The sequence below is a fragment of the Paenibacillus sp. USDA918EY genome (assembly GCF_009870825.1).
Classification (GTDB): domain Bacteria; phylum Bacillota; class Bacilli; order Paenibacillales; family Paenibacillaceae; genus Paenibacillus_AQ; species Paenibacillus_AQ albilobatus.
Map to the genome: position 1 here is coordinate 49,503 of NZ_WTWY01000020.1, position 19,805 is coordinate 69,307.

Annotated in this window: 18 protein-coding genes and 1 pseudogene; 4 read left to right on the forward strand and 15 right to left on the reverse strand. The window is 49.2% G+C overall.

The window, feature by feature from the left end; translation table 11 throughout:
* The first annotated feature begins 28 nt into the window (after positions 1–28).
* The 3 genes from GQY55_RS26995 (at position 29) to GQY55_RS31650 (ending at position 1,944) form a co-directional block, all read left to right on the forward strand.
* A complete protein-coding gene (locus tag GQY55_RS26995) occupies positions 29–697 on the forward strand; it encodes a hypothetical protein (protein ID WP_160045025.1) in 669 nt (222 codons plus the stop codon).
* Positions 698–803: 106 nt separating this feature from the next.
* Positions 804–1,664, forward strand: coding sequence for a MurR/RpiR family transcriptional regulator (locus GQY55_RS27000; protein WP_160045026.1), 861 nt, complete (start codon positions 804–806; stop codon positions 1,662–1,664).
* A 106-nt stretch (positions 1,665–1,770) separates the two neighbouring features.
* Complete coding sequence (locus tag GQY55_RS31650) at positions 1,771–1,944, forward strand: hypothetical protein (RefSeq protein ID WP_236575899.1); 174 nt, start codon at positions 1,771–1,773, stop codon at positions 1,942–1,944.
* On the opposite strand, the gene GQY55_RS27005 is transcribed toward GQY55_RS31650, so the two are convergent.
* The 7 genes and pseudogenes from GQY55_RS27005 to GQY55_RS27035 all read right to left on the reverse strand — a co-directional run bounded on the left by GQY55_RS27005 (position 1,922) and on the right by GQY55_RS27035 (position 8,456).
* Entirely contained in the window at positions 1,922–2,506 is a 585-nt protein-coding gene (locus tag GQY55_RS27005) for a TetR/AcrR family transcriptional regulator (RefSeq protein WP_160045027.1), read from the reverse strand. The two genes, GQY55_RS31650 and GQY55_RS27005, sit on opposite strands and share 23 nt — an antisense overlap.
* Positions 2,507–2,510: 4 nt before the next feature.
* Positions 2,511–3,260, reverse strand: a complete 750-nt coding sequence (locus GQY55_RS27010) for an alpha/beta fold hydrolase (RefSeq protein ID WP_160045028.1) — start codon at positions 3,258–3,260, stop codon at positions 2,511–2,513.
* Between the two features lie 275 nt (positions 3,261–3,535).
* Complete coding sequence (ilvA, locus tag GQY55_RS27015; RefSeq protein ID WP_236575905.1) at positions 3,536–4,768, reverse strand: threonine ammonia-lyase IlvA; 1,233 nt, start codon at positions 4,766–4,768, stop codon at positions 3,536–3,538.
* Between the two features lie 288 nt (positions 4,769–5,056).
* Positions 5,057–5,662, reverse strand: coding sequence for an alpha/beta hydrolase (locus tag GQY55_RS27020; RefSeq protein ID WP_160045067.1), 606 nt, complete (start codon positions 5,660–5,662; stop codon positions 5,057–5,059).
* 11 nt (positions 5,663–5,673) lie between these two features.
* A pseudogene (locus tag GQY55_RS27025) lies at positions 5,674–6,620 on the reverse strand (ring-cleaving dioxygenase).
* 262 nt (positions 6,621–6,882) lie between these two features.
* Positions 6,883–7,716: an SDR family NAD(P)-dependent oxidoreductase gene (locus tag GQY55_RS27030; RefSeq protein WP_160045030.1), complete on the reverse strand. Its 834-nt coding sequence runs from the start codon at positions 7,714–7,716 to the stop codon at positions 6,883–6,885.
* Positions 7,717–7,928: 212 nt separating this feature from the next.
* Positions 7,929–8,456, reverse strand: coding sequence for a YbhB/YbcL family Raf kinase inhibitor-like protein (locus tag GQY55_RS27035; RefSeq protein ID WP_160045031.1), 528 nt, complete (start codon positions 8,454–8,456; stop codon positions 7,929–7,931).
* A gap of 132 nt (positions 8,457–8,588) precedes the next feature.
* Between GQY55_RS27035 and GQY55_RS27040 the strand changes: the two genes are divergently transcribed.
* Positions 8,589–9,293 (forward strand): GntR family transcriptional regulator, encoded by a 705-nt coding sequence (locus tag GQY55_RS27040; RefSeq protein WP_236575900.1) that lies wholly within the window; start codon positions 8,589–8,591, stop codon positions 9,291–9,293.
* Between the two features lie 260 nt (positions 9,294–9,553).
* On the opposite strand, the gene GQY55_RS27045 is transcribed toward GQY55_RS27040, so the two are convergent.
* The 8 genes from GQY55_RS27045 to GQY55_RS27080 all read right to left on the reverse strand — a co-directional run bounded on the left by GQY55_RS27045 (position 9,554) and on the right by GQY55_RS27080 (position 19,771).
* Positions 9,554–10,288: an ABC transporter permease gene (locus tag GQY55_RS27045; protein ID WP_160045033.1), complete on the reverse strand. Its 735-nt coding sequence runs from the start codon at positions 10,286–10,288 to the stop codon at positions 9,554–9,556.
* A 14-nt stretch (positions 10,289–10,302) separates the two neighbouring features.
* Entirely contained in the window at positions 10,303–11,010 is a 708-nt protein-coding gene (locus GQY55_RS27050) for an ABC transporter permease (RefSeq protein ID WP_160045034.1), read from the reverse strand.
* Positions 11,007–11,927 carry an ABC transporter ATP-binding protein gene (locus tag GQY55_RS27055; RefSeq protein WP_160045035.1) on the reverse strand — a complete coding sequence of 307 codons (921 nt, stop codon included), beginning with the start codon at positions 11,925–11,927 and terminating at the stop codon, positions 11,007–11,009. Before GQY55_RS27055 ends, GQY55_RS27050 begins: the two co-directional genes overlap by 4 nt.
* Positions 11,928–12,029: 102 nt before the next feature.
* A complete protein-coding gene (locus GQY55_RS27060) occupies positions 12,030–13,085 on the reverse strand; it encodes a sensor histidine kinase (RefSeq protein WP_160045036.1) in 1,056 nt (351 codons plus the stop codon).
* A gap of 4 nt (positions 13,086–13,089) precedes the next feature.
* On the reverse strand, positions 13,090–13,806 hold the full coding sequence (locus tag GQY55_RS27065) for a response regulator transcription factor (RefSeq protein WP_160045068.1): 717 nt from the start codon (positions 13,804–13,806) through the stop codon (positions 13,090–13,092).
* Between the two features lie 215 nt (positions 13,807–14,021).
* A complete protein-coding gene (locus tag GQY55_RS27070) occupies positions 14,022–15,794 on the reverse strand; it encodes an ABC transporter ATP-binding protein (protein ID WP_236575901.1) in 1,773 nt (590 codons plus the stop codon).
* 112 nt (positions 15,795–15,906) lie between these two features.
* Positions 15,907–19,113, reverse strand: coding sequence for a lantibiotic dehydratase (locus GQY55_RS27075; protein ID WP_160045037.1), 3,207 nt, complete (start codon positions 19,111–19,113; stop codon positions 15,907–15,909).
* A complete protein-coding gene (locus GQY55_RS27080; RefSeq protein WP_160045038.1) occupies positions 19,064–19,771 on the reverse strand; it encodes a winged helix-turn-helix domain-containing protein in 708 nt (235 codons plus the stop codon). Before GQY55_RS27080 ends, GQY55_RS27075 begins: the two co-directional genes overlap by 50 nt.
* Between the last annotated feature and the right edge of the window lie 34 nt (positions 19,772–19,805).

Sequence of the window (19,805 nt, forward strand, 5' to 3'; positions counted from 1 at the left end):
TTCTAAGTTAGCAAGGAGGTCGCCGCGAATGCCGGTTCAAACCCTTTTGCCCTACTGCTTGTCCGGTCTGTCCGATGATGTTTTAGGCTGCATGGAGCTGAGGCAGGATCCGCTTTTTCATAAAATACCGCCTGCGAAAATTCCCTACTATGTCCATGAGTCGCTTCAGGCCGGACGCCTGGCGGCGGCAAAATATAAAGGCCTCGGCATTCGGGACATGTGCAGGGACGCCGGCCTTCGGTATGAAATCACGGAAGCTTGCGGGACCTTTCATAACGTCTCTTTTCGCGCGCAGATCGATTTTGCCAAAACGCCGCCGGAGATGATGTTGTACGCCTCTTCCCTGAAAGGAATGCAGACGGTCTGCCAAGAGCTTCTTGGCGAACGGTGCGGCACATACGAAACCGAGCTGGATCTGCTGGTCGATATTCATTTGGCCCATGAGTTCTACCACTGGCTGGAGTATCGGGATCAGGCGTTTACGAATGAAAAACTCGAAAGGATCGAGGTTTTTAAGCTGGGGCCGTTCACGAAAAAATCAAGCGTGGTGCAGTGCTGCGAGATCGCAGCGCATGCTTTTTGCAAGGATTTGCTTGCGCTCCCCTGCCTGCCCAATTTGCTGGACTATGCCTATTTGATCCGGGAGCGGCAGCTTCCGGCGGATGAGTTCATGCGGCAGATCGAAGCTTGTAAATAATGGATATGACGCTCTCTCCATACCTCACGCAGTATGATATAATGGGAAAAGTTATCGTCAGCCCCGCCGGATTAGTTTTTCCCGCGTTAGATCAGGAGGAGGTATCATGTCTTCACAGATTCCGGCCGTCATCGCCAAAATCGTGTCCCAAACCCAAAAACTCACCTTCGGCGAAAACCAGATCGCCAATTTCGTCATACACAATCCGGATTTTATTACGCGCAACACGATTACGGCCATTGCCAATGAAATCGGCGTATCGGAAACGAGCATCAACCGCTTCTGCAAAAAAATCGGCTACAAGGGCTTTAACGATTTCAAGATCGCTTTTGCCCAGGACGCTTTTTATCGGGATATGCAAGCCAAGAAAAAGGAAAGACGGGAAATCAACCCGATCGATGCGTTGGCGCTCGATTATAACGAACTGATCGTCAATACGTCCGCGCTTGTTACGGAGGAGCAGCTTCGGCGCGTGGTGGATATGTTGAAGGGAGCACGGCGCATATATATTATCGGCATGTTCGATTCGTATCTGGCCGCCATCGCCCTGAAGAATCGTTTATCTATCATCGGCATGATGGCCGAAGCGGTCAATGACAGCCGTGCCATGAAGATCGCCGCCGCCCAGTGCGGCCAAGAAGACGCCGTTGTGGCTTTCTCCCGCTCCGGTTCGACGAAGGAAATTGTGGAGACAGTGGCGATTGCCCAGGTCCATCAGGTCAAAACGATTGCCATCACCTGCTATGATTCGTCGCCGATTACGGAACATGCGGATGAGAACATCATCGTGCCGGATAAAATATCAGTCAACAACAGTGCACTCCTGTCCAATCACATCACGTTCCTGTTTGTCGTCGATTTGATCATGAGCATTTTTATCTCGTCGGACAAGTCGTATTTGAAAAAGAAACTCGACAGCGAGGCCGTGTTGGCCAGCGATCAGTCGATGACGAATTATTATTTATAACGAATCAATTTTATAATACCGTTAGCAGCTTTAATCAAGGCGATATATAGATCAAAACGGTTTTATTTGTCTATATATCGTTTCGTTATCGCATGTTTAATCCATTATGAAATTGATTCATAACACGGAAAATATTAAAAAACGCCTTCGTGATACCCCCGAAAGACGGGCCGCTGTTCGCAGCGGTTTATCGGGTACACGATGGCGTTTTTCTTTGTTTCATCCCCAGGAAACCTCTTCCCTTTTTCAAACCCGCTTCATCCGCAAAATTCCTGAATAATCTGCGCCTTTATCTCTTCGATCGGAAACTGCTCGGGATACGTTGAAATCATCAACATACTGCCTTGAAGCGTGGATGAAAAATACAAAGAGCGTTTTCTAGCCTCTTTGACCCCAAGCTTTTCAAACATCTCGCATTGCAAGTTAAATTGTCTGGCGCTTTCTTCGATCAGCATTTTGCTGTATTTCACCAACACTTCATCAGATTCTGGCTGGGTCTGCAAATGAAGATAAAACCGGAATACTTCCGGTTTGTCCCGGACGTTATCGATGGCGCCTTCAACGATATACGTTAGCTGCTCGGCCGGCGTCTTTTTTGAGGCCGCTGCTTCCATCACATCAACCAATTCGCGGATTCTGGCCTCCACCATGGTCGCGAGCAGTTCTTCTTTCCCTTTGAAGTAGTTATATAAAAGGCCTTTGGATATATCCGCGTGTTTGGCTACCTCGTCAATGGATGTCGCATGGTACCCTTGCTTCATGAACAATTCCATGGCGGACATAAGAATTTTTTCTTTGGAAATTTGACGAATGCGTTCATTTTCTTCCGGTGTGCGCGGCATATGTTCACTCTCCCAAAAAACGGATGATATGGCGGCATAGCTCATCAGGATGGGTTAACGTAACCATATGATCTGCGCCGGGAACCGTGACCAAACGGAAATCGGGGATTTCCCGGTAACGCTCTGCAATCCGGACGTTATCGGGCAATTCTTCATCGCCAATCAAAAGCATGGTTCTGGGCACCATCTCCCCTAACCTTTCAATGGCGGGCGGTTCCGGCCAAATCGATTCAAAGCTGCCCCATTCCGAAGTTTTCATTAAATGATGGCGGAACATATCAAGCATCAATTCCCAATGCTCGCTGGACTTAATGATGCGGTACGACGGGGCGTCAAAGGAACGCTCGGTCACCTTGTCGATATCCGGGAAGGCTTCATGGATCCATTGCATCCAATCCTGAAATTCTTGGGACGGGTTAAAACCTGATAATGAGGGACCGACAAGAACCAACTCCGAAACCCGGTCCGGGTACTCAAGCGCAAAATCCGCGGCAATTCTGCCCCCCATCGAATGGCCGACAAGCGCAGCCTTTTCAAGCCCCAGATGATCCAGCAGAGCCAGCAAGTCTGCAACATAGTTCGCCGGTTCCAAGGGCGATGGAGACTTCCCTGCGCCGCGGCCGTCAAAAGCGACCACTTTATAATGTTGTGCAAGCAAAGGCGCGACATACGTCCAATCCCGTAAATCCGCGCCGCCGCTATGAAGGAGCACAACAGGTTTTCCGGTTCCGCTAACCTCATAATACAAGTCCATATTAATTCCTCCATCATCACATTGAATTTGGAATACAACTCCATTTTATTATTGAGTGACTGTTCGGTCAATATAAAAAATTGAAGTTTTTATCGAGATTCCGGTCCGTTGCACAAGAACAGCATCTATCGAACTGCTTTCATGGAAGGCTGACTGCGTTACTGGCGGCATGTTTGCTTGCTACAGCGGACTCCGAAACGTATACATTCTTAAATCTAAAAAAAGAAACGCCCTTCCGTGGTGGAAGAACGTTTTCTGTAAAGCACTCCGTGCGATCAGATCAAAATATTATACAGGTTCGAGTCCTTGTTCAGCTCGGTATACTGCAGCCCTTTGCGGTTCATGCGCTCGATCAGCGGCAGGTAATCCTCTTTGCTGTTCAGCTCGATGCCGACGAGGGCCGGGCCGTTTTCTTTGTTATGTTTTTTCGTATATTCGAAGTTGGTGATGTCGTCGCCGGGGCCGAGCACGTCTTCGAGGAATTCGCGGAGCGCGCCGGAACGCTGCGGGAAATTGATCATAAAATAATGTTTGATGCCTTCGTACATCAAGGAACGTTCCTTGATTTCCTGCATCCGGTCGATGTCGTTGTTGCCGCCGCTGATGATGCAGACGACGTTTTTGCCTTGGATCTGCTCGCTGTACAGATCGAGTGCCGCGACCGGCAGGGCGCCCGCCGGCTCAACGACGATCGCGTTTTCGTTGTACAGGTCGAGGATGGTCGTGCAGGCTTTGCCTTCAGGCACCTTCACGATGTCGTCGAGATTGCTTGCACATATGGCGTACGGCATGTCCCCCACTCGTTTGACCGCAGCGCCGTCGACGAATTTGTCGATCTCCTGCAGCGTCACGACCTCGTGGCGGAGCAGCGCCTCGCTCATCGACGCCGCGCCCGACGGCTCGACGCCGATCACTTTCGTGGCCGGACTTACCGTTTTGATGTACGTGCTTACGCCTGCCGCCAAACCGCCTCCGCCGATCGTCACGAACACGTAATCCGCCGGGACGTCCATGCTTTCCATGATTTCCATCGCGATCGTGCCGTTGCCCGCAATGATTTTCGGAGCGTCAAACGGATGGATAAACGTCATGCCCTGCTCGTCGCAAGCTTTCATCGCCTGTTCGAATGCGTCGTCGAACGTGTCGCCGGTCAGGACGACCTCGACGTTGCTGCCGCCGAAACGCTTGACCTGCTTCACCTTCTGGTTCGGCGTCGTGCTTGGCATATAGATTTTGCCCTGGATGCCAAGGGCATTGCAGGAAAAAGCCACGCCTTGGGCATGGTTGCCCGCGCTTGCGCACACGATGCCTCTGGCCCGTTCCTCATCCGATAAATTACGGATCATGTTGTAGGCGCCGCGGATTTTAAAGGACCGCACCACCTGCAAATCTTCCCTTTTCAAATACACGTTGCATTTGTATTTTGCCGACAATACCGCGTCGAGCTGCAGCGGCGTGCGGACGATCACCTCGCGCAGGACGTGATGCGCGCGCACGATATCCTCCATCGAAACCGAATGGCCGATCGATTCCGTTGTTTGTGCTGCCGTATGGGCTCCGCTGCCGGTCGTCTCTTGAACATGTTCCTTCATTTTGTTCTCCTCGCTCCATCAGCCCGCTTTTTTTATCGGTTCCGGGCTTTGATTCTCGCCTTAAAAGTTTATTACTCAGTACCGTACCTTTTTTGCTGCCATTTTTCAAGAGGAAGTTTACGAAAAAGTAGCTTCGGGAGCCTATTTTCGCGCACAAAAAAACCTCCCGTCCCATGTCGGGACAGGAGGTTCCCCCTTTATCGATTAGAAACGGTTATCCAGCCAGTCGGAGGCGGCGTACAGCTCTCTTTTGCTCAGCTGATGGCCCTGGTTGTCCCAATGCACTTGAACCTCGGCTCCCGCCCCGGCCAGCAGCGACTGCAGCTCTTCCGTTTCGGAAACGGAGCAGAGCGGGTCGTTTTTGCCTGCGCCGATAAAGACCGGAACCCCGGTCAGATCCGGCAGCTGCTTGCCGCGCAGCGGGACCATCGGATGGAGCAGCACCGCTCCCCACAGCGCATGTTCGTAATGGAACAGCAGGCTGGCAGCGATGTTGGCGCCGTTCGAGAAGCCGACGGCAATCATGCGCTCGCGCTGGAGACCGTATTCCTTCGCCGCTTCATCGAGAAAATCGTTCAGCTCTTTCGTGCGGAACACCAAATCCTCTTCGTCGAACACGCCTTCCGCCAATCGGCGGAAGAAGCGCGGCATGCCGTTTTCGAGCACGTTGCCGCGCACGCCCAGCATGGAGGATTCCGGCGACAGCATCTCGGCCAGCGGCAGCAGATCATGCTCGTTGCCCCCGGTGCCATGCAAAAGGACAAGCACCGGCGCGGCCGGATCGGAACCTTGTTTAAAAACATGCTTCATGCTTAGATTGCTCATTGAAAATCCCCCTTCACTTCACGTACTTCAATCTTGGTCAATATTTGTTCGATCAATTCCCGTTGCGGCTCATACCACTCCGGCAGCATCAAATGCGTGCCCAGATCTTCGAAATTTTCGTCACGTTCAAACCCCGGAGGATCGGTCGCGATTTCGAACAGGATTCCACCCGGCTCACGGAAGTATATCGCATGAAAATACTGGCGGTCAATGACCGGCGTCGGCTGGAAGCCGATTTCCGCCAGCAGCGCGCGCCATTGCTCATGTTCTTCATAGTCTTTGGCCCGCCAAGCGATGTGATGCACCGTGCCGGCGCCGGGATCGCCCCACGGGGCATTTTCGGCGTTGACGTCGATGATGTTGCCGATGTCCCCGAATCCTTTAAAACGAACAAGGCCGTTTTCTTCCGCGACGCGTTCGAGCCCAAGCACTTTTTCCAGCACGAGCATCGTATTTTTCGAAGAGATGCTGCTGAGCATCGCTCCGCCAAATCCTTTAATCGCGTGTTCCGCCGGAATGCCGTTAAAGGACCAGCGGCTTGGCGTTCCTTCCTCGCGTTCCACGAGCTCGATTTGCAATCCGGATGGATCGAAGAAACGCAGATAGCTCTCCCCGAACCGGGAAGTTGTTTCTTGACGGATGCCAAAGGAATCGAGGCGTTTCGTCCAAAAGCCCATGCTGCCGACCGGAATAGCATATACCGTAATGCTTACTTGCCCGCCGCCGATGACGCCCGTTCTCGCATTGTCCTGCGGAAAAAAGGTGATGATCGTTCCGGGGCTGCCGTTTTCGTTGCCAAAATACAATGATATACTTCCGGCGCGTCAAAGTTAATCGTCTTTTTGACCAGTCTCAATCCGAGTACGCCGGCGTGAAAATCGACGTTTTGCTGCGCGTTGTTGACGAATGCCGTTATATGGTGAATGCCTGCCGTTTTCAGCATGGTCATGACGACTCCTTTTTGTAAAATCTTTAATTTAAGATTATTAATTATATAATATGCGATTTGAAGATAAATGGCAAGTGGTTTGATTTAGCGGGCCTGCCAACAATAACTGAAAACCCTATGCGAAGTGAATCGTTGCTCACGAATCATAAAGTAAAAGACCGGAATTCCTTGCTTATCAAGGAATCCCGGTCTTTCGATTCTCCAAAACATTCGTATATCGTTCGAAGTGCACAACGTCACTTGTTCCACTGGGCTATCATTGCAGCTGCCTTGTTTGATCCAAACCAGTCAAGCGCGCGCTGAGCTCCCACAGCCTGCGGCGAAATGGGCCGTCATAGGCTTGCTTGTCGGCAGTTGCCTCCCTTTTTCGATCGAAGTATTTCCCCGTCACTCCTTCGAGTTCGGTCGAAACAGCCAAATGGACGACCGCATCTGCTCCGGTATGAACGCTTCCCAGCGGAGTAACTCCGCTTTCGCGCACCATTTTCGTATCGAGGTAAGTTCCGGGATGCAAGCAGTTGCTGGTGATCCCGTTACTCCGGAAAGTTTCGGCCAACTCGAACGTGAACGCTACGAGGGCCAGCTTGCTTTGCTGATAGGCCGCTAACGGCGAATAACCTCTTTCCAGCATTAAGTCGGATAAATCGATCCGTTTCTGACTTGCGGACGCAACATTTACGACTCGCGCCGAATTTGCTTTCAACATGGGCAGCAGCAAACCGGTCAGCAGAAACGGGGCCAAATAATTGACGGCAAGCATAAGCTCATATCCGTCCCGGCTTAAGGCGCGCGCTCCTGATCCACCGGTACCCGCGTTGTTGATCAGCGCATCGAGACCTGCATACTCGGCCTGTACCTCCCCTGCGAACCGCTGCACTTCCGCAAGCGACGAAAAGTCCGCCTTATGAAAACGAATGTTTTCGTTTCCCGTTAACCGGACGATCTGCTCTACCGCAGCCCTTCCCCGCTCGTCATTTCTCCCGTGCACGATAACGGTCGCTCCCCGCGACGCCAAATCGATCGCGGTCTGTTTGCCGATGCCGTCCGTCGCTCCCGTAACAAGAATCGTTTGTTCATGGATCGGCTTCATGATGCTCCCGCCTTCTTAATGGCAATTTTGTTTTTGATTTTGCTCCCACAGCCGCAAATGATCGTATGCTTCAAATTTTTAATCGGTTGGCGGCATACGGGACATACAATTCGATGACGAACCGTTATGCTTCACCTCTCCTTCCTTATATGACGATGCTTCGGTTGAAGCATCAGGCGTTCCTATCCTTTTGCAGCTTGCGAACACTCGGGTTACTTCATTTCACCTGTTGCCATGAGGACTGCTCTCCCCAGCGTATGGCCCAGCATGGTGAATCCCAGGAGAGCCGGCGTGGCGCTTGGGTCAACGCCGATCTTCTCGACATCCAGCGCATGAACGACAAAATAATACCGATGAGGACCGTGTCCCGCTGGAGGGGCCGCACCGATAAACCGTTCGAGCCGCAAATCGTTCGGCAGTTGCAAGGCGCCTTCCGGCAAGCCGCTGCCATGTTCGTCGCCCGCGCCGGCCGGCAGTTCGGTGACGCCGGCAGGGATGTTGATGACCGCCCAGTGCCACAGGCCCGATCCGGTCGGGGCATCCGGGTCATACGCGGTGACGGCGAAGCTCTTCGTGCCTTCGGGCGCACCCGACCATTTCAAATGGGGCGAAAGATCTTTGCCCCCCTCCACTCCAGACGCGTATTGCTGGGGAGGCAAGGGAAAGCCCTCTACAATATCGTTACTCGTTACCTGAAAGGCCGCGACTTCCGGCAATTTGGCAAATGGGTTGTTGTTCACTGTAAACTCCTCCTTTTTTGTATGATTCGATTATATATTCAAGAATCGATTCTGTAAACACAAATATTTTTGTTTCTTAATTTTCGAATTTCAGCTTGTTTTTTTATAAGTTTCAGTGTAAATTATTTAAACGTGGATTATCCCGATGTTATAAAGGATGGTGTCGGCTTCATGGCGAAAAGAAACGGTTCGTCCACTTTAAGTGAAAATGTTACAAAGAAACTGAGGCATGATATTTTGGCCGGGCAATATGAACCAGGCTCTCCATTAACCGTTTCGGAACTAGCCAAAAGTTTTGATGTCTCGGTTGCCGTCGTTCGGGAAGCATTGACCCGGTTAGCAACCCAAGGCCTCGTTTTGCAAAACCCGAATCACGGCTTTTCCGTGAAAACGGCGTCGGAAGAAGAATTGAAAAGCATCATAGAGGCGCGGTTGATCAATGAATCCGCTGCATTACGCCTGTCCATCGCCCATGGTGATCTCACATGGGAATCCAATGTAATCGCCCTTCACCACAAATTATCGCAAACGGCCGAATACGAGGAAGTGGATCAAAAGCTTGCCATTCGCGAAGAGTGGTCCGATATCCACCGTCAATTTCATTACCAGCTTATCGCCGCATGCCCCAATGCGCTTCTCCTGGATATCTGCAGACGCCTTTGGGATTTGAGCGAATTTTATCGACATTGGTCGTTCCAACAGCAGCCAACCCGCGATGGCCGCGCCGAACATAAAGCATTAACCGATGCCGTTCTTAGCCGCGACAGCGATCGTGCCGTCGACATCTTTAGAACGCACATCCAACTCACTGCGGACAACCTGCTTGACAATCTATAGCAGACGATGCCTTCAAAGCGCCGCCTTTACCGAAATCCGTTGTAGATAAGTGGCAATATAAAAAGGCAAAATAAAAAGGCAAAATAAAACACCTTCAAGAACATGCAACCATCTCGTAAGGTATGGAAGCATCTTTGAAGGTGTTTTTTTCGCGGCAACAAGAGTAAGCTGCCCGGTGGAAAAAACGATGAATGCGAAAAGGCATTACCATTAGCATGCCCCGAAAGGTTACGCCCGCTGATCATGCCGCAATCGATCATTTATAACCAGTCTCTTTTTTCAAAAAAGCGCTGTCCGATAAGCAAATAAGCCGCTCCCGTAACCAACGTAATCGCCCATAAGCTATAAGGTTCGACCCTTGGGGCATAGATGGCCGCCTGCGGCATCATCACATAGTAGGGAATCGTAAACGGAAGCCAGGCCCCGATCGAGGAATGAAAACCGGTCAGCACGATGTTCGGAACGACATAACCTACGGACAACGCGAGGGAAGCCCCGAAATTACGCACTTTAATGGAAACGATCAGCTGCAGGGCGGCGAGCGGCAGAATGCCGATCCATCCCCCCAGCCCGGTATACAGCAACGTTCCCCAAGGAATGCTTCCCGGAGCACCCGCCAGCTTGCCTGCGGCAAGGTACCCCAACATGAATACAACCTGCACCAGCGCCAGAATCCCGATTAACACCAAGTATTTGGCATAGAAAATGTTATGCCGCGGACCGGGAGATCCGAGCACGATCTTCCAGCCCCCATCCCGGTGCTCGTACATGCACAATAATGAAGCCAGAATTCCGCAATAAAGAGGATAGAAAAACATCGAATGAAGATTCACGCTGTGGATATAAAGGGTCGTCCAGCTCGGCGCAAAAAATTCCTTCAAACTTTGGAGCTGCTCCACGCCCATGGCTGCATTGATCAGCGTATCGAGCAAAGCCAGCAAAAAAACGATTTTCCATTGGATTTTCATCGCTTCGGCACGCAAAAGCATTTTCATGTCTTCTGTTCCTCCTATTCAAACTCTCTTCTGGCGAACATGAAAGCTCCCAGGATGGACAACGATAATCCCACGCCAAGCGATATCCAAATCCACTGTACATGACCGGGAATAAGCGGACTCGATAAAGCGGGATATGACCAAGGAAGAAGATGAATGATGGAAGAACTGCTTCGGGCCAAAAACAGGCTGGAAATGGAACCGAATATTCCTATAGCCAGCGGCAACGCCTGGTTGGAAAACACAGTGGAAAACCACAGCTGGATCGCCATCATCGGCAGGGAAGACAAGCAGACGAAAAGCGGCTGTAAGATCAAGATTTTCCACGGCAGCGGTTCGCTCGTATATAAAAACCAAATGATGCACATACCAACGACCGTAATCGCTACAGTGCACAGCTGCAAAATGAAAATCCACAGCAATTTCGTCAGATAAATCGATCCTTTGGGGATCGGCATGGCCAGCAGCTGCTTCCAAGCCTTCGTTTCGTGCTCCGTACCTGCCATAATGCTGGCAAGAAGCGTAATGCCCAATAAAAAAACAAACGAGATAAACATATACATGACGGCAAAACCTGCATAAACTCCCCCGGGTCCTTGACGAAAATAGAGATACCACTCCAGCGCCGTCATGCTGATTAAAATGATGCCCTGCAAAAAAGGGATCAAGCGGCATAATCTCTTCAGTTTGAGGCCTTCGGCACGTATAAGCTCCAGATTCATAAGCTTTGCTCCTGCCCGGTCAATTCAAGGAAAATTTCCTCAAGGGTCTTCTTCTTCTCCGTTACCCGGTAGACATCATGCTGCTGCTCCACAAGATATCGAATCATTTCAGCCGATTCCCGCCGGTCGGTCACGGAGGTTCTAAGCTGGCCTGTCGCTGCATCCGGCTCCGCATCCCATCCGTTGCCGCTTAAGGCGGCAGCCGCTTCCATAGGCTGGTCGATTTCCATCCATACATAAGGCCTGCTCCGTTCGGTTAATTCCTGAAGCGGCCCTTGGAAGATCAATTCTCCATGGTTAATAATCCCTACATAGGTTGCCACTTGCTCAATTTCACTCAAAAGGTGGCTGGAGAGCAAAACCGTGATGTCAAAGTCACGGGGCAGCCGCGAAATCAGCTCGCGTATTTCTTGTATGCCGGATGGGTCCAAGCCGTTTGTCGGCTCGTCCAGAATCAGCAGCTTGGGCTCCGTAATCAGCGCCATCGCAATACCGAGCCGCTGCTTCATGCCAAGCGAATACCCCTTCACCGGGCGATGGGCGGCTTGCTCCAGCCGGACCCATTGCAAAACCTCGTTGATTCGGGATTCCGGGATCCCGTGCATCAGCGTTACGATTTTCAAATTTTTATAACCTGAAAGATGGGCATAGTAAGACGGAGATTCGACGAGCGAACCTACATCTTTTAATATCTCCATTCGGTTCTTGTTCAGATCTTTACCCAAAATGCGGATATCTCCGGACGAAGCGCGGATCAAGCCAAGGAGCATCCGGATCGTGGTTGTTTTCCCGGCTCCGTTCGGACCCAAAAATCCATAGATTTCGCGCTTCGGAACCTTCAGATCAATCCGCTTCACCGTCTCCCGTTGTCCAAACCTTCGCGTTAGCTGATGGGTGTCTATTGCATAATCCGTCATCGCTTATTCCTCCCTGCTTGCATCTTAACGAACATCTCAAGTGTAGCAATGCAGGGTAAATAACAGGTAAACAAGGAATAAACGGCAGCATAATTCATCAGCCTAATTCGGCAATGTGATCTCTACCCGGGTGCCCCCGCCGTCGGCCTTCGTGATGTTCATCCTTCCGGAATGCGCTTCGACAAAAGCTCTGGCAATCGCGATTCCTTTGCCGGAATGAACCATCCCCTCCTTCAGCACGTCTTCGTCGATCCCGACTCCGTTGTCCTCGATCACAATGAACCCGCTGTTATCCTGAACTGCAAATTCGCATGTAACCCGGGTTCCGGGAGGATTATGGATTACGGCGTTCATCAGTACGTTTTGAACGGCTCTCCCGAGCAGCTTGCTGTCAAAATCCATCCTATACACGCTTTCCGAAGCCGTAAAAGTAAACAGGGCATGCTCTGCCAAAGGATGGTTTGCGATATCAATGACCACATCGCGCAGAAAATTCACCACATCTTCCCTTTTGCGGTCCATGGGAAATTGCTCTACCGGCCAGCGGTTCGTATGATTCAAATCCTGGATCAGCCTTTTGATGTCGGCGGTCTTGTCGCTGATCTGCCTGCTGAAGTTCGACTTTTCTTCATCGGTCCAATGATATTCGGCTGCGGTCAGCATATGGGCGTAACCCTCAATATAGGACAGCGGCGTTTTCAGGTCATGACTGATGGACGAAATCCATTCCTGCTTTTTGGCTTCCATGTTCAGCCGCTCCGTTTCGCTGTGATGCAGCTGCTCCGATAACTGGCTCATCTCTTCGAACAATTCTTTATATAAAGCATAAGGATAACGATAGTTTTTTTCCTGTAAGGGATCCTTGGATTGCGTCCGAACATGGTCTTCGGGCTGACGGTAGTTCCCATCGTATAAACGGTTGATCCAACGAATGAAATAGATCAGGGGTTTGCCAACGCTCCAGCCGCAAGCCAAGATAAATAAGACGATTTGAATGAGCCCGATTGAAAACAGCAATGTTCTTGTAGGTATAAACTGCAGCGGAGTCATGACATCCCGGAGATATATAAGGACAATCGAAAGTATAATAAAGCAAGCAACGGAAGCCGCCACCAAGACAAGGATGAACTGAATAAACCGAATCGCCATTTTGATCATGACTTCATTCCTGCCCCTTCCTCGGGGCTACCATTTTGTAGCCAAGCCCCCTGACGTTCACAAGAAAGCGGGGATGGCCCGGGTCGGGTTCAATCTTTTTCCGCAGCCGGGAGATATGGATTACAACGGTCTTCTCATCTCCGAGATAAGGTTCGTTCCAAACCGCTTCGTATAAGTGGCGCGTGCTGAAAATACGGTTCGGATGACGGCATAAAAATACGAGCAGTTCCCATTCGCGCGCCGGACATTCCACCCGCTTCCCGTCCACGATGAGCTCCCCGGCTTCAGGCTCAACCCGGAAATAGTTATAATCCAATGTTCCTGACTGGGCCGCTGCCGCCTTTTCCTCCCGCATCTTGTATTTCAAGCGGGCTTTAATGCGGGCAACAACCTCCAATGGGTTAAAAGGTTTGGTGATATAATCGTCTCCGCCGATGCCAAATCCCATCAGCTTGTCCAAATCGGTGTCCCTGGCGGTCAAAAAAAGAATCGGCGCTTCGGTCATTTTGCGCATTTTCCGGCACACTTCGAAGCCGTCTTCATCCGGGAGCATCACATCCAGCACGATGACATCCACCGTGAGCACGGCCAACATTTGAAGCGCTTCGCTTCCGGTTCCCGCGCTGCGGATCTGCCGAAAACCTTCCTTCTTTAACACGGCGGTCAGCATGTCGCACAACCCCTGCTCATCGTCCACCAGCAATATGGAAATTTGATCGATAAAGTTTTTCTCCATCACTCTTTAATTCCTTTTAGTTCGACATCGTATTTAGCCGATGCCCAAAATGGTCGGATTGCGCATCGGCATATATGTATTATATAACAAATAAGGGAGAAAGAAGCACTCAGCCATTTCTTCATCATCTATGGGAAAATAAAAAAAGCGCCCACGTTTGGATCAACAACCAGCATGAGCGCTCAGGATTGGAGCATGCACTATTCAGCCGAAGTGCTAACGAGTGGCGACCAATAAGCGTTTTTCTCCGTAGACTCGGAATCGTCAGTTGAACGATAAGAGGAGGCTTGGATTTCAAACATTTCAGAATAGGTGCCATTTAACCTCATCAAGCTTTCATGCGTGCCTTCTTCAATAATTCGGCCGTTCTCCAATAAAATAATTTTGTCCGCCGTTCTGGCCGTGGAAAGTCTGTGGGATATGAATACTCCAATTTTATCGCAGGTCAGCTGCTCGAATTTTCCGAATACTTCCCGCTCGGAATGAGGGTCCAAATAAGAACTCGGCTCATCTAAAATATAGATATCCGCATTCCGCATAAAAGCTCTCGCAATGGCAACACGCTGCCACTGTCCGCCCGACAATTGCTGGCCATCCTCAAACCATTTTCCCAGAACCGTATTCAATTTATTCGGCAGGCGTTGAACCAATTCGGTAATTCCGGATTGCTCAACGGCGTTCCATACAAGCTGATCATTCTCCTTATCCTTGACATCCCCAAATCCGACATTGTCCCTTACCGTCATTTCATATTGTACGAAATCCTGGAAAACCACTCCCATTTTTTCACGGAAGCTTTCTTTATTCAAATCGCGTATAGATTTCCCGTTAATCAAGATATCCCCTTCAAAATCCGAATATAATAACGTAATCAGCTTTACAATGGTAGATTTGCCGGACCCGTTTTTGCCTACGATGGCTAGTTTCTCATTTTTATTCAAGGTAAAGCTTACATTCGAAAGTGCGTTTCTCTCCGTATTCGGATATTTAAAGGACACGTTGCGAAATTCCAGGCTCTGGATACCGGATATTTTTTGGCCCGATCCCTGCACCTCTTCCTCCTCGGGCAAATCCAAAAAATCAAACAGCTGTTTGACATACAAATTGTTTTGACACAAACTCAGGATTCCTTGAACGACGCTTTGCGAGGTGGATTGGGTCAGCGTAATGGCTTGAATGAAACTGATCAGATTCCCCAGCAAAATTTGTCCCATGTACGCACTATAAACAGCCAGAAAAACGACGAAACCGCAGGCCCCCTGATTGATAATTTGAAAAACCAAAGATGTATAAGATCTGCGGGCAGCCAAAAATTTATCCTCTTTAAAAAACTCCTTCAGTATCGCCATATATCTTCCGCGCAGATAATGCCCTAATTGAAAAATTTTGATTTCTTTAAAGCTGTTGTCCCGGGTCACCAGAAATGACAGGTACCACGATTCCCGCTGCTTTGCCGCCCTCCTGTAATAAGTATTAAATTCCCTTTGTCCGATGCGTAAGAAAGAATAAAATGACAAACACGGAATCAGGAAAATGACAAAAATGACCCACCACTTCCAGGCAACAAGAATGGCGCAGGCCGAGAACAGGGTTACGACACTGCTTATAATCGCAAGGATTTGCACAAAGATCTCAAAAGGCCGGTAATTTGCTTCCGCTTGCGCGCGTTGCAGCTTATTTTGAACGTCGGCGTCTTCAAAAGACTGCAACGTCATTTGATGCGCCTTTTCAATGATCTTTAAGTTCACCCTGTTGGACAGGAGGCTTTGAAACATTTTTCGAAAGTACCCGTCAACGATGTTGAACAAGTCCGATAAAACGTTCAGTACAATCAAAAATCCAAAAGCAAGCAGGACGGGTCTAAAATCACCTTTGGACACGCCTCCGACGACATGGTTAATCAATTCCCTTGTAGCAATAAGGACAACGGCAGGCAGGACGCCTTTAAGCAAACTGACGAACAAGATCCCCATCAAATAAGGGGCGTGCGTTTCCCATAACAGTTTAAATATGCGCGGCCAGAATAGAAATGTCCGAAATATATTTTTGGAGGAAAACGACACGTAATCATCCTTCATGCTTGTATCAGGAGATAACATTTAGAGCTCCTTTCGCGTGATAAAAATGGGCCGCGGAAAATTTGGCCAAAGCCATGCATTTGATTTCGAGTTCCCGATTAATACCGAGCAAGCGATTGATATGCATGTGCACCAAACTGGCCAGAATATCATTTGGATCATTGGTCAGTCCCGTTTGCTTGTTCGCGTCATGAATCATTTTGGAATACGACTGGATCAGCGTCTGCCTTTCGTATAATGCATGCAGTAGGGGATTTGGAGCATCCGCCCGGAACAACAGCCCGGCTTCTTTCGCCTCCATAGCTTGAATGATGTCGTTTTTTAATTCCCTATATGCCTTCATATGCTCCTTGCCGTCAACTTTGCGTTCCAGCCAATTCATCTGTTCTTCCAGGTTCAGTCCGAAACTGGAGAGAATATCCAAAATGTTCATGACCGCCGCCGCTTCCTCGGCAAGATGGATTTGTTTTCTCCGGACTTCTCCCAGGTATAGACTTACGAATTTACTGTCGGCGGCAAAAACCGACTCTGCCATTTCCATCAATGTAATCCCGCCATACCTTTCGAATTCCGGGACATAAGTGTCGATCGTCATTCGAGTCAGCAGTCCGTCATGACGCAGCTTATTACACCATTGGTTCAGGTAACGAATCCCCGTAGACCACAACTCTTGCGGATTGCCGTAGAATCTTAACCTTATATGATTTTCGTCGTCTTTATAGCGAATAAAATAAAACTTCTCTGCCCACTGCCTGATCTCGGGCCGGTCCCATAAATCAGCCAAATGTAAGCCTATAAGATCATTTTCCCTCTCATAAATTCCGTACAATTTTATATAAAGCCATTCCTCACCGGGTAGAATCCCCCTGGACACGAATGGAGAACCGGCTGCCCCATGTTTTAGATTTCCTTTCCTGGCGAGGTCAGGAGAAGGTTTTGGATCGATTTTGCTTTTGAGCAGGGGGAAAACAAATTCGCCGATATATTTTCCGTTATCCGAGGTTAGAGGCGTGGAACCCGGGTGATCTATGCACTCCGTTAGAAGCAGCTCTTGGCCGTCCCGCAGCTTCGCTATTTCACGCCGCAATTCATCTATGCATAACGGATTGTTTAAATCCAAGAGCAGCCTGTTATCGCCCATTGTCAAATAGACATACCGCGGAACCTTCCATCTGTCCTTCCACAGGTTGAACGTGTTGTCCCACTCTTCCCTTGAATCAGTGCTGCCAAGAGTCAGCTTGGAAAGCCTCCACTGTGCGGAGCTAATGATGATATTTTGGTAACGGAGCCGCGGCAAAAAGGGGGATTGCTCTAACGGTCCCCAGTTAAAATAAGACCACGTTCCCATCAATTTTCTGGATATATCGCTAAGAAACCTAAATATATAGGGTGAGATCCTGTGGTTAAACATATGCGTTTGCAACGGAATAACCTCTTTTCCCAGCCTTTTGGATTTAATATAAAATCGATCATATGTAGCCCCAACAAGCAAGTCATCGATATGAAGGGTATGTTGCTGATCCTTAGAGGAGGTGGTGCCCGATACGATTTCGTACGCCAACCCGTTTTTTCCGAGCATAATGTTCGAGACCCTGCCGCTGGAAGGCATAAAAACCAGTTCCGCCAGGACGGCGTCCGGATGAAACCGTTGATGGTGGGCATAAATTTGTTTGAATTTTTCAATCAACGTTGAATCAAACATATCCATAAAACGCCCCATCGTTTTTCCGGCTCCGCTCGACCCTGCGCTTGCCCCCAATACCAACATGTAATCCCCCTGATCGACATGCCGGGCGGAATCGGCCAATAACGTATAATAAATCTCCATCGATTCAGGAGCGTCATTCGGATCCGTAACTACCGTCAGTTGCCGAACATATTCCTCTGTCAGCTGAATTTCGACAGAACCCTGGCGTACCGCCTCCGAAACCAATTGGAATAAAGCAGCGTTGCGTCCGTATAAGTTCTGCTGACCTTCAGGGCTAAACTCCGGCTGGTATGCTTTTGGAACTCCAAGCCCCCAATCAGGATCAAACAGCTCTTGGATCGGAATTTCCTGATATACGCCGTATTTTTCGAGAAAGCGATTTAAATACTCTTCTAACCCCGCTCCTTCAGGAACAAATAATTTGCACATCAGCTCGGCTCCGAGCGCAGCATCGTCAGCAACGGATCGGGACAGCATAACATGTTTATCCAATGTAACATCAACCTGAACCAAATGATCCGTTGTCACAACTTCATTCATCTTTTCGGTAAGTTGGTGGAATAAAGGCTCGCCTTCTCCAATAAGACATCGCTCGTAAAGATAAAACAGGTTGCTGATATCACTTAATACCGTCATCCATTTTTCAGCCCCGTCCGTTCCGGCAAGAACACCCCTGATGTGCTCCAATGGCGATACATCCATGAACGGAGGCCGAAGCTCGCTGATCATAAACTCCTGCTCCAACAACTGCGACAAAAAATGATGAACGATGTCCTCGGTTGCTTCCGGAAAAGCCTTCAAAATCACTTGCTTTAACGTCTTCACTTCTATCGGCTCTTCCGCGGCTTTCAGCGCAAATTCAACGACTTCCGAAAACCCGATCGAGTTGATCCCTTCAGGTGAAGTCTCGAGTTTTAATATCCCGTATTGAGGGCGAACAGGCAGCTTCACCCGATTCCCTTTAAGCATTGATGTTTTGTTACGAGATACCTTTAATCCATCAACAATGACAGGATCCGACTCCAGCCGTTTGATCAAATGAAAAATCCATTCCATATCCGGCCTTGCCCTTTTCCTGTTATCCGCCACGGAACCGGCATCCAAGTCGCTGCGGTCTCCGAAATACCCTTGTGCTACCCTTGAAAACAATCCATACGGAGTGGTTCGGGTCGACATTCGAATAAAATAGCGGAGAAAACTGACGAGTGTCTTCTCGTATTTTTGTAAGGCTTTCCGGTCAGATTCACATGCCGTCGTATGCAAACAATTTAAAAAAGACCTCAGCGAAGGAGACGCAACCGCTATAGCTTCTTGAACGATGGAGTTCATTGCTACCTCTTTTAAGCGCTCTTCCGTCTCTTGGGCCGGTTTCGCTTGAAAGGAAGGCTGCGACAGGACTTGCAAATAGGCGTTGAGAGGAAGTAAAGGGATTCTGACGATAAAAAAATCACACGGCTTATACCATCTCTTCGATTTCAACGGATTTATACTGGTATGCATCTTCATAACCGGCCTCCTCCAAATGATTGTTTACGACGTTTAATCGATATCCTAGTCCGTGGCAAGTTACTAGTATTTTCGGATTGCTGGGGTCAGCCTCGATCTTCTCGCGCAGCTTTCGAATATGAACATATACCGTATTGGATGAAGTGAAGGTATCGACACCCCAAACCTTATTGATGATGTGATCAATATTGGAGACCCAGTCGCCGCATTCCAAAAAATATTCCAGCAACCTGTATTCCATCAGCGTAAGCATTTGCCCCTCACCGTGCTTCCAAATCATTTTGACATTGGGGTCATAAATCGTATCCGGCGCTAAATAAACACACTCCCTCTCCCTCTTTGCCTTCTTGTCCTTGCATTGGGAGGAAAGGGATAGAAGTTGATTCAGAATATCGAGCTCCAGCTGGTTGTTATCGCCCGGAGTAAGAAATATGAATGGAATGCTGTTTTTTTCTCTGAGCCTGCACCAGATGGATAATTCCTTCAGTGTAAGATTCTTCTGACAAACGATGATGCCTATACATCGATGGTCAATAGCTAATTCTATTTGGTGAAATGAGTCATAAAACAAAATTTGGATATGGCTGGATTCATTCATGAGGTTAAAAAACACTTGGTTGGGACTATCGGGCGCAACAAAAATGATTGTTTTTTTCATATGAACCCCCTATTCAAATAGTCCTGCTTTGCTC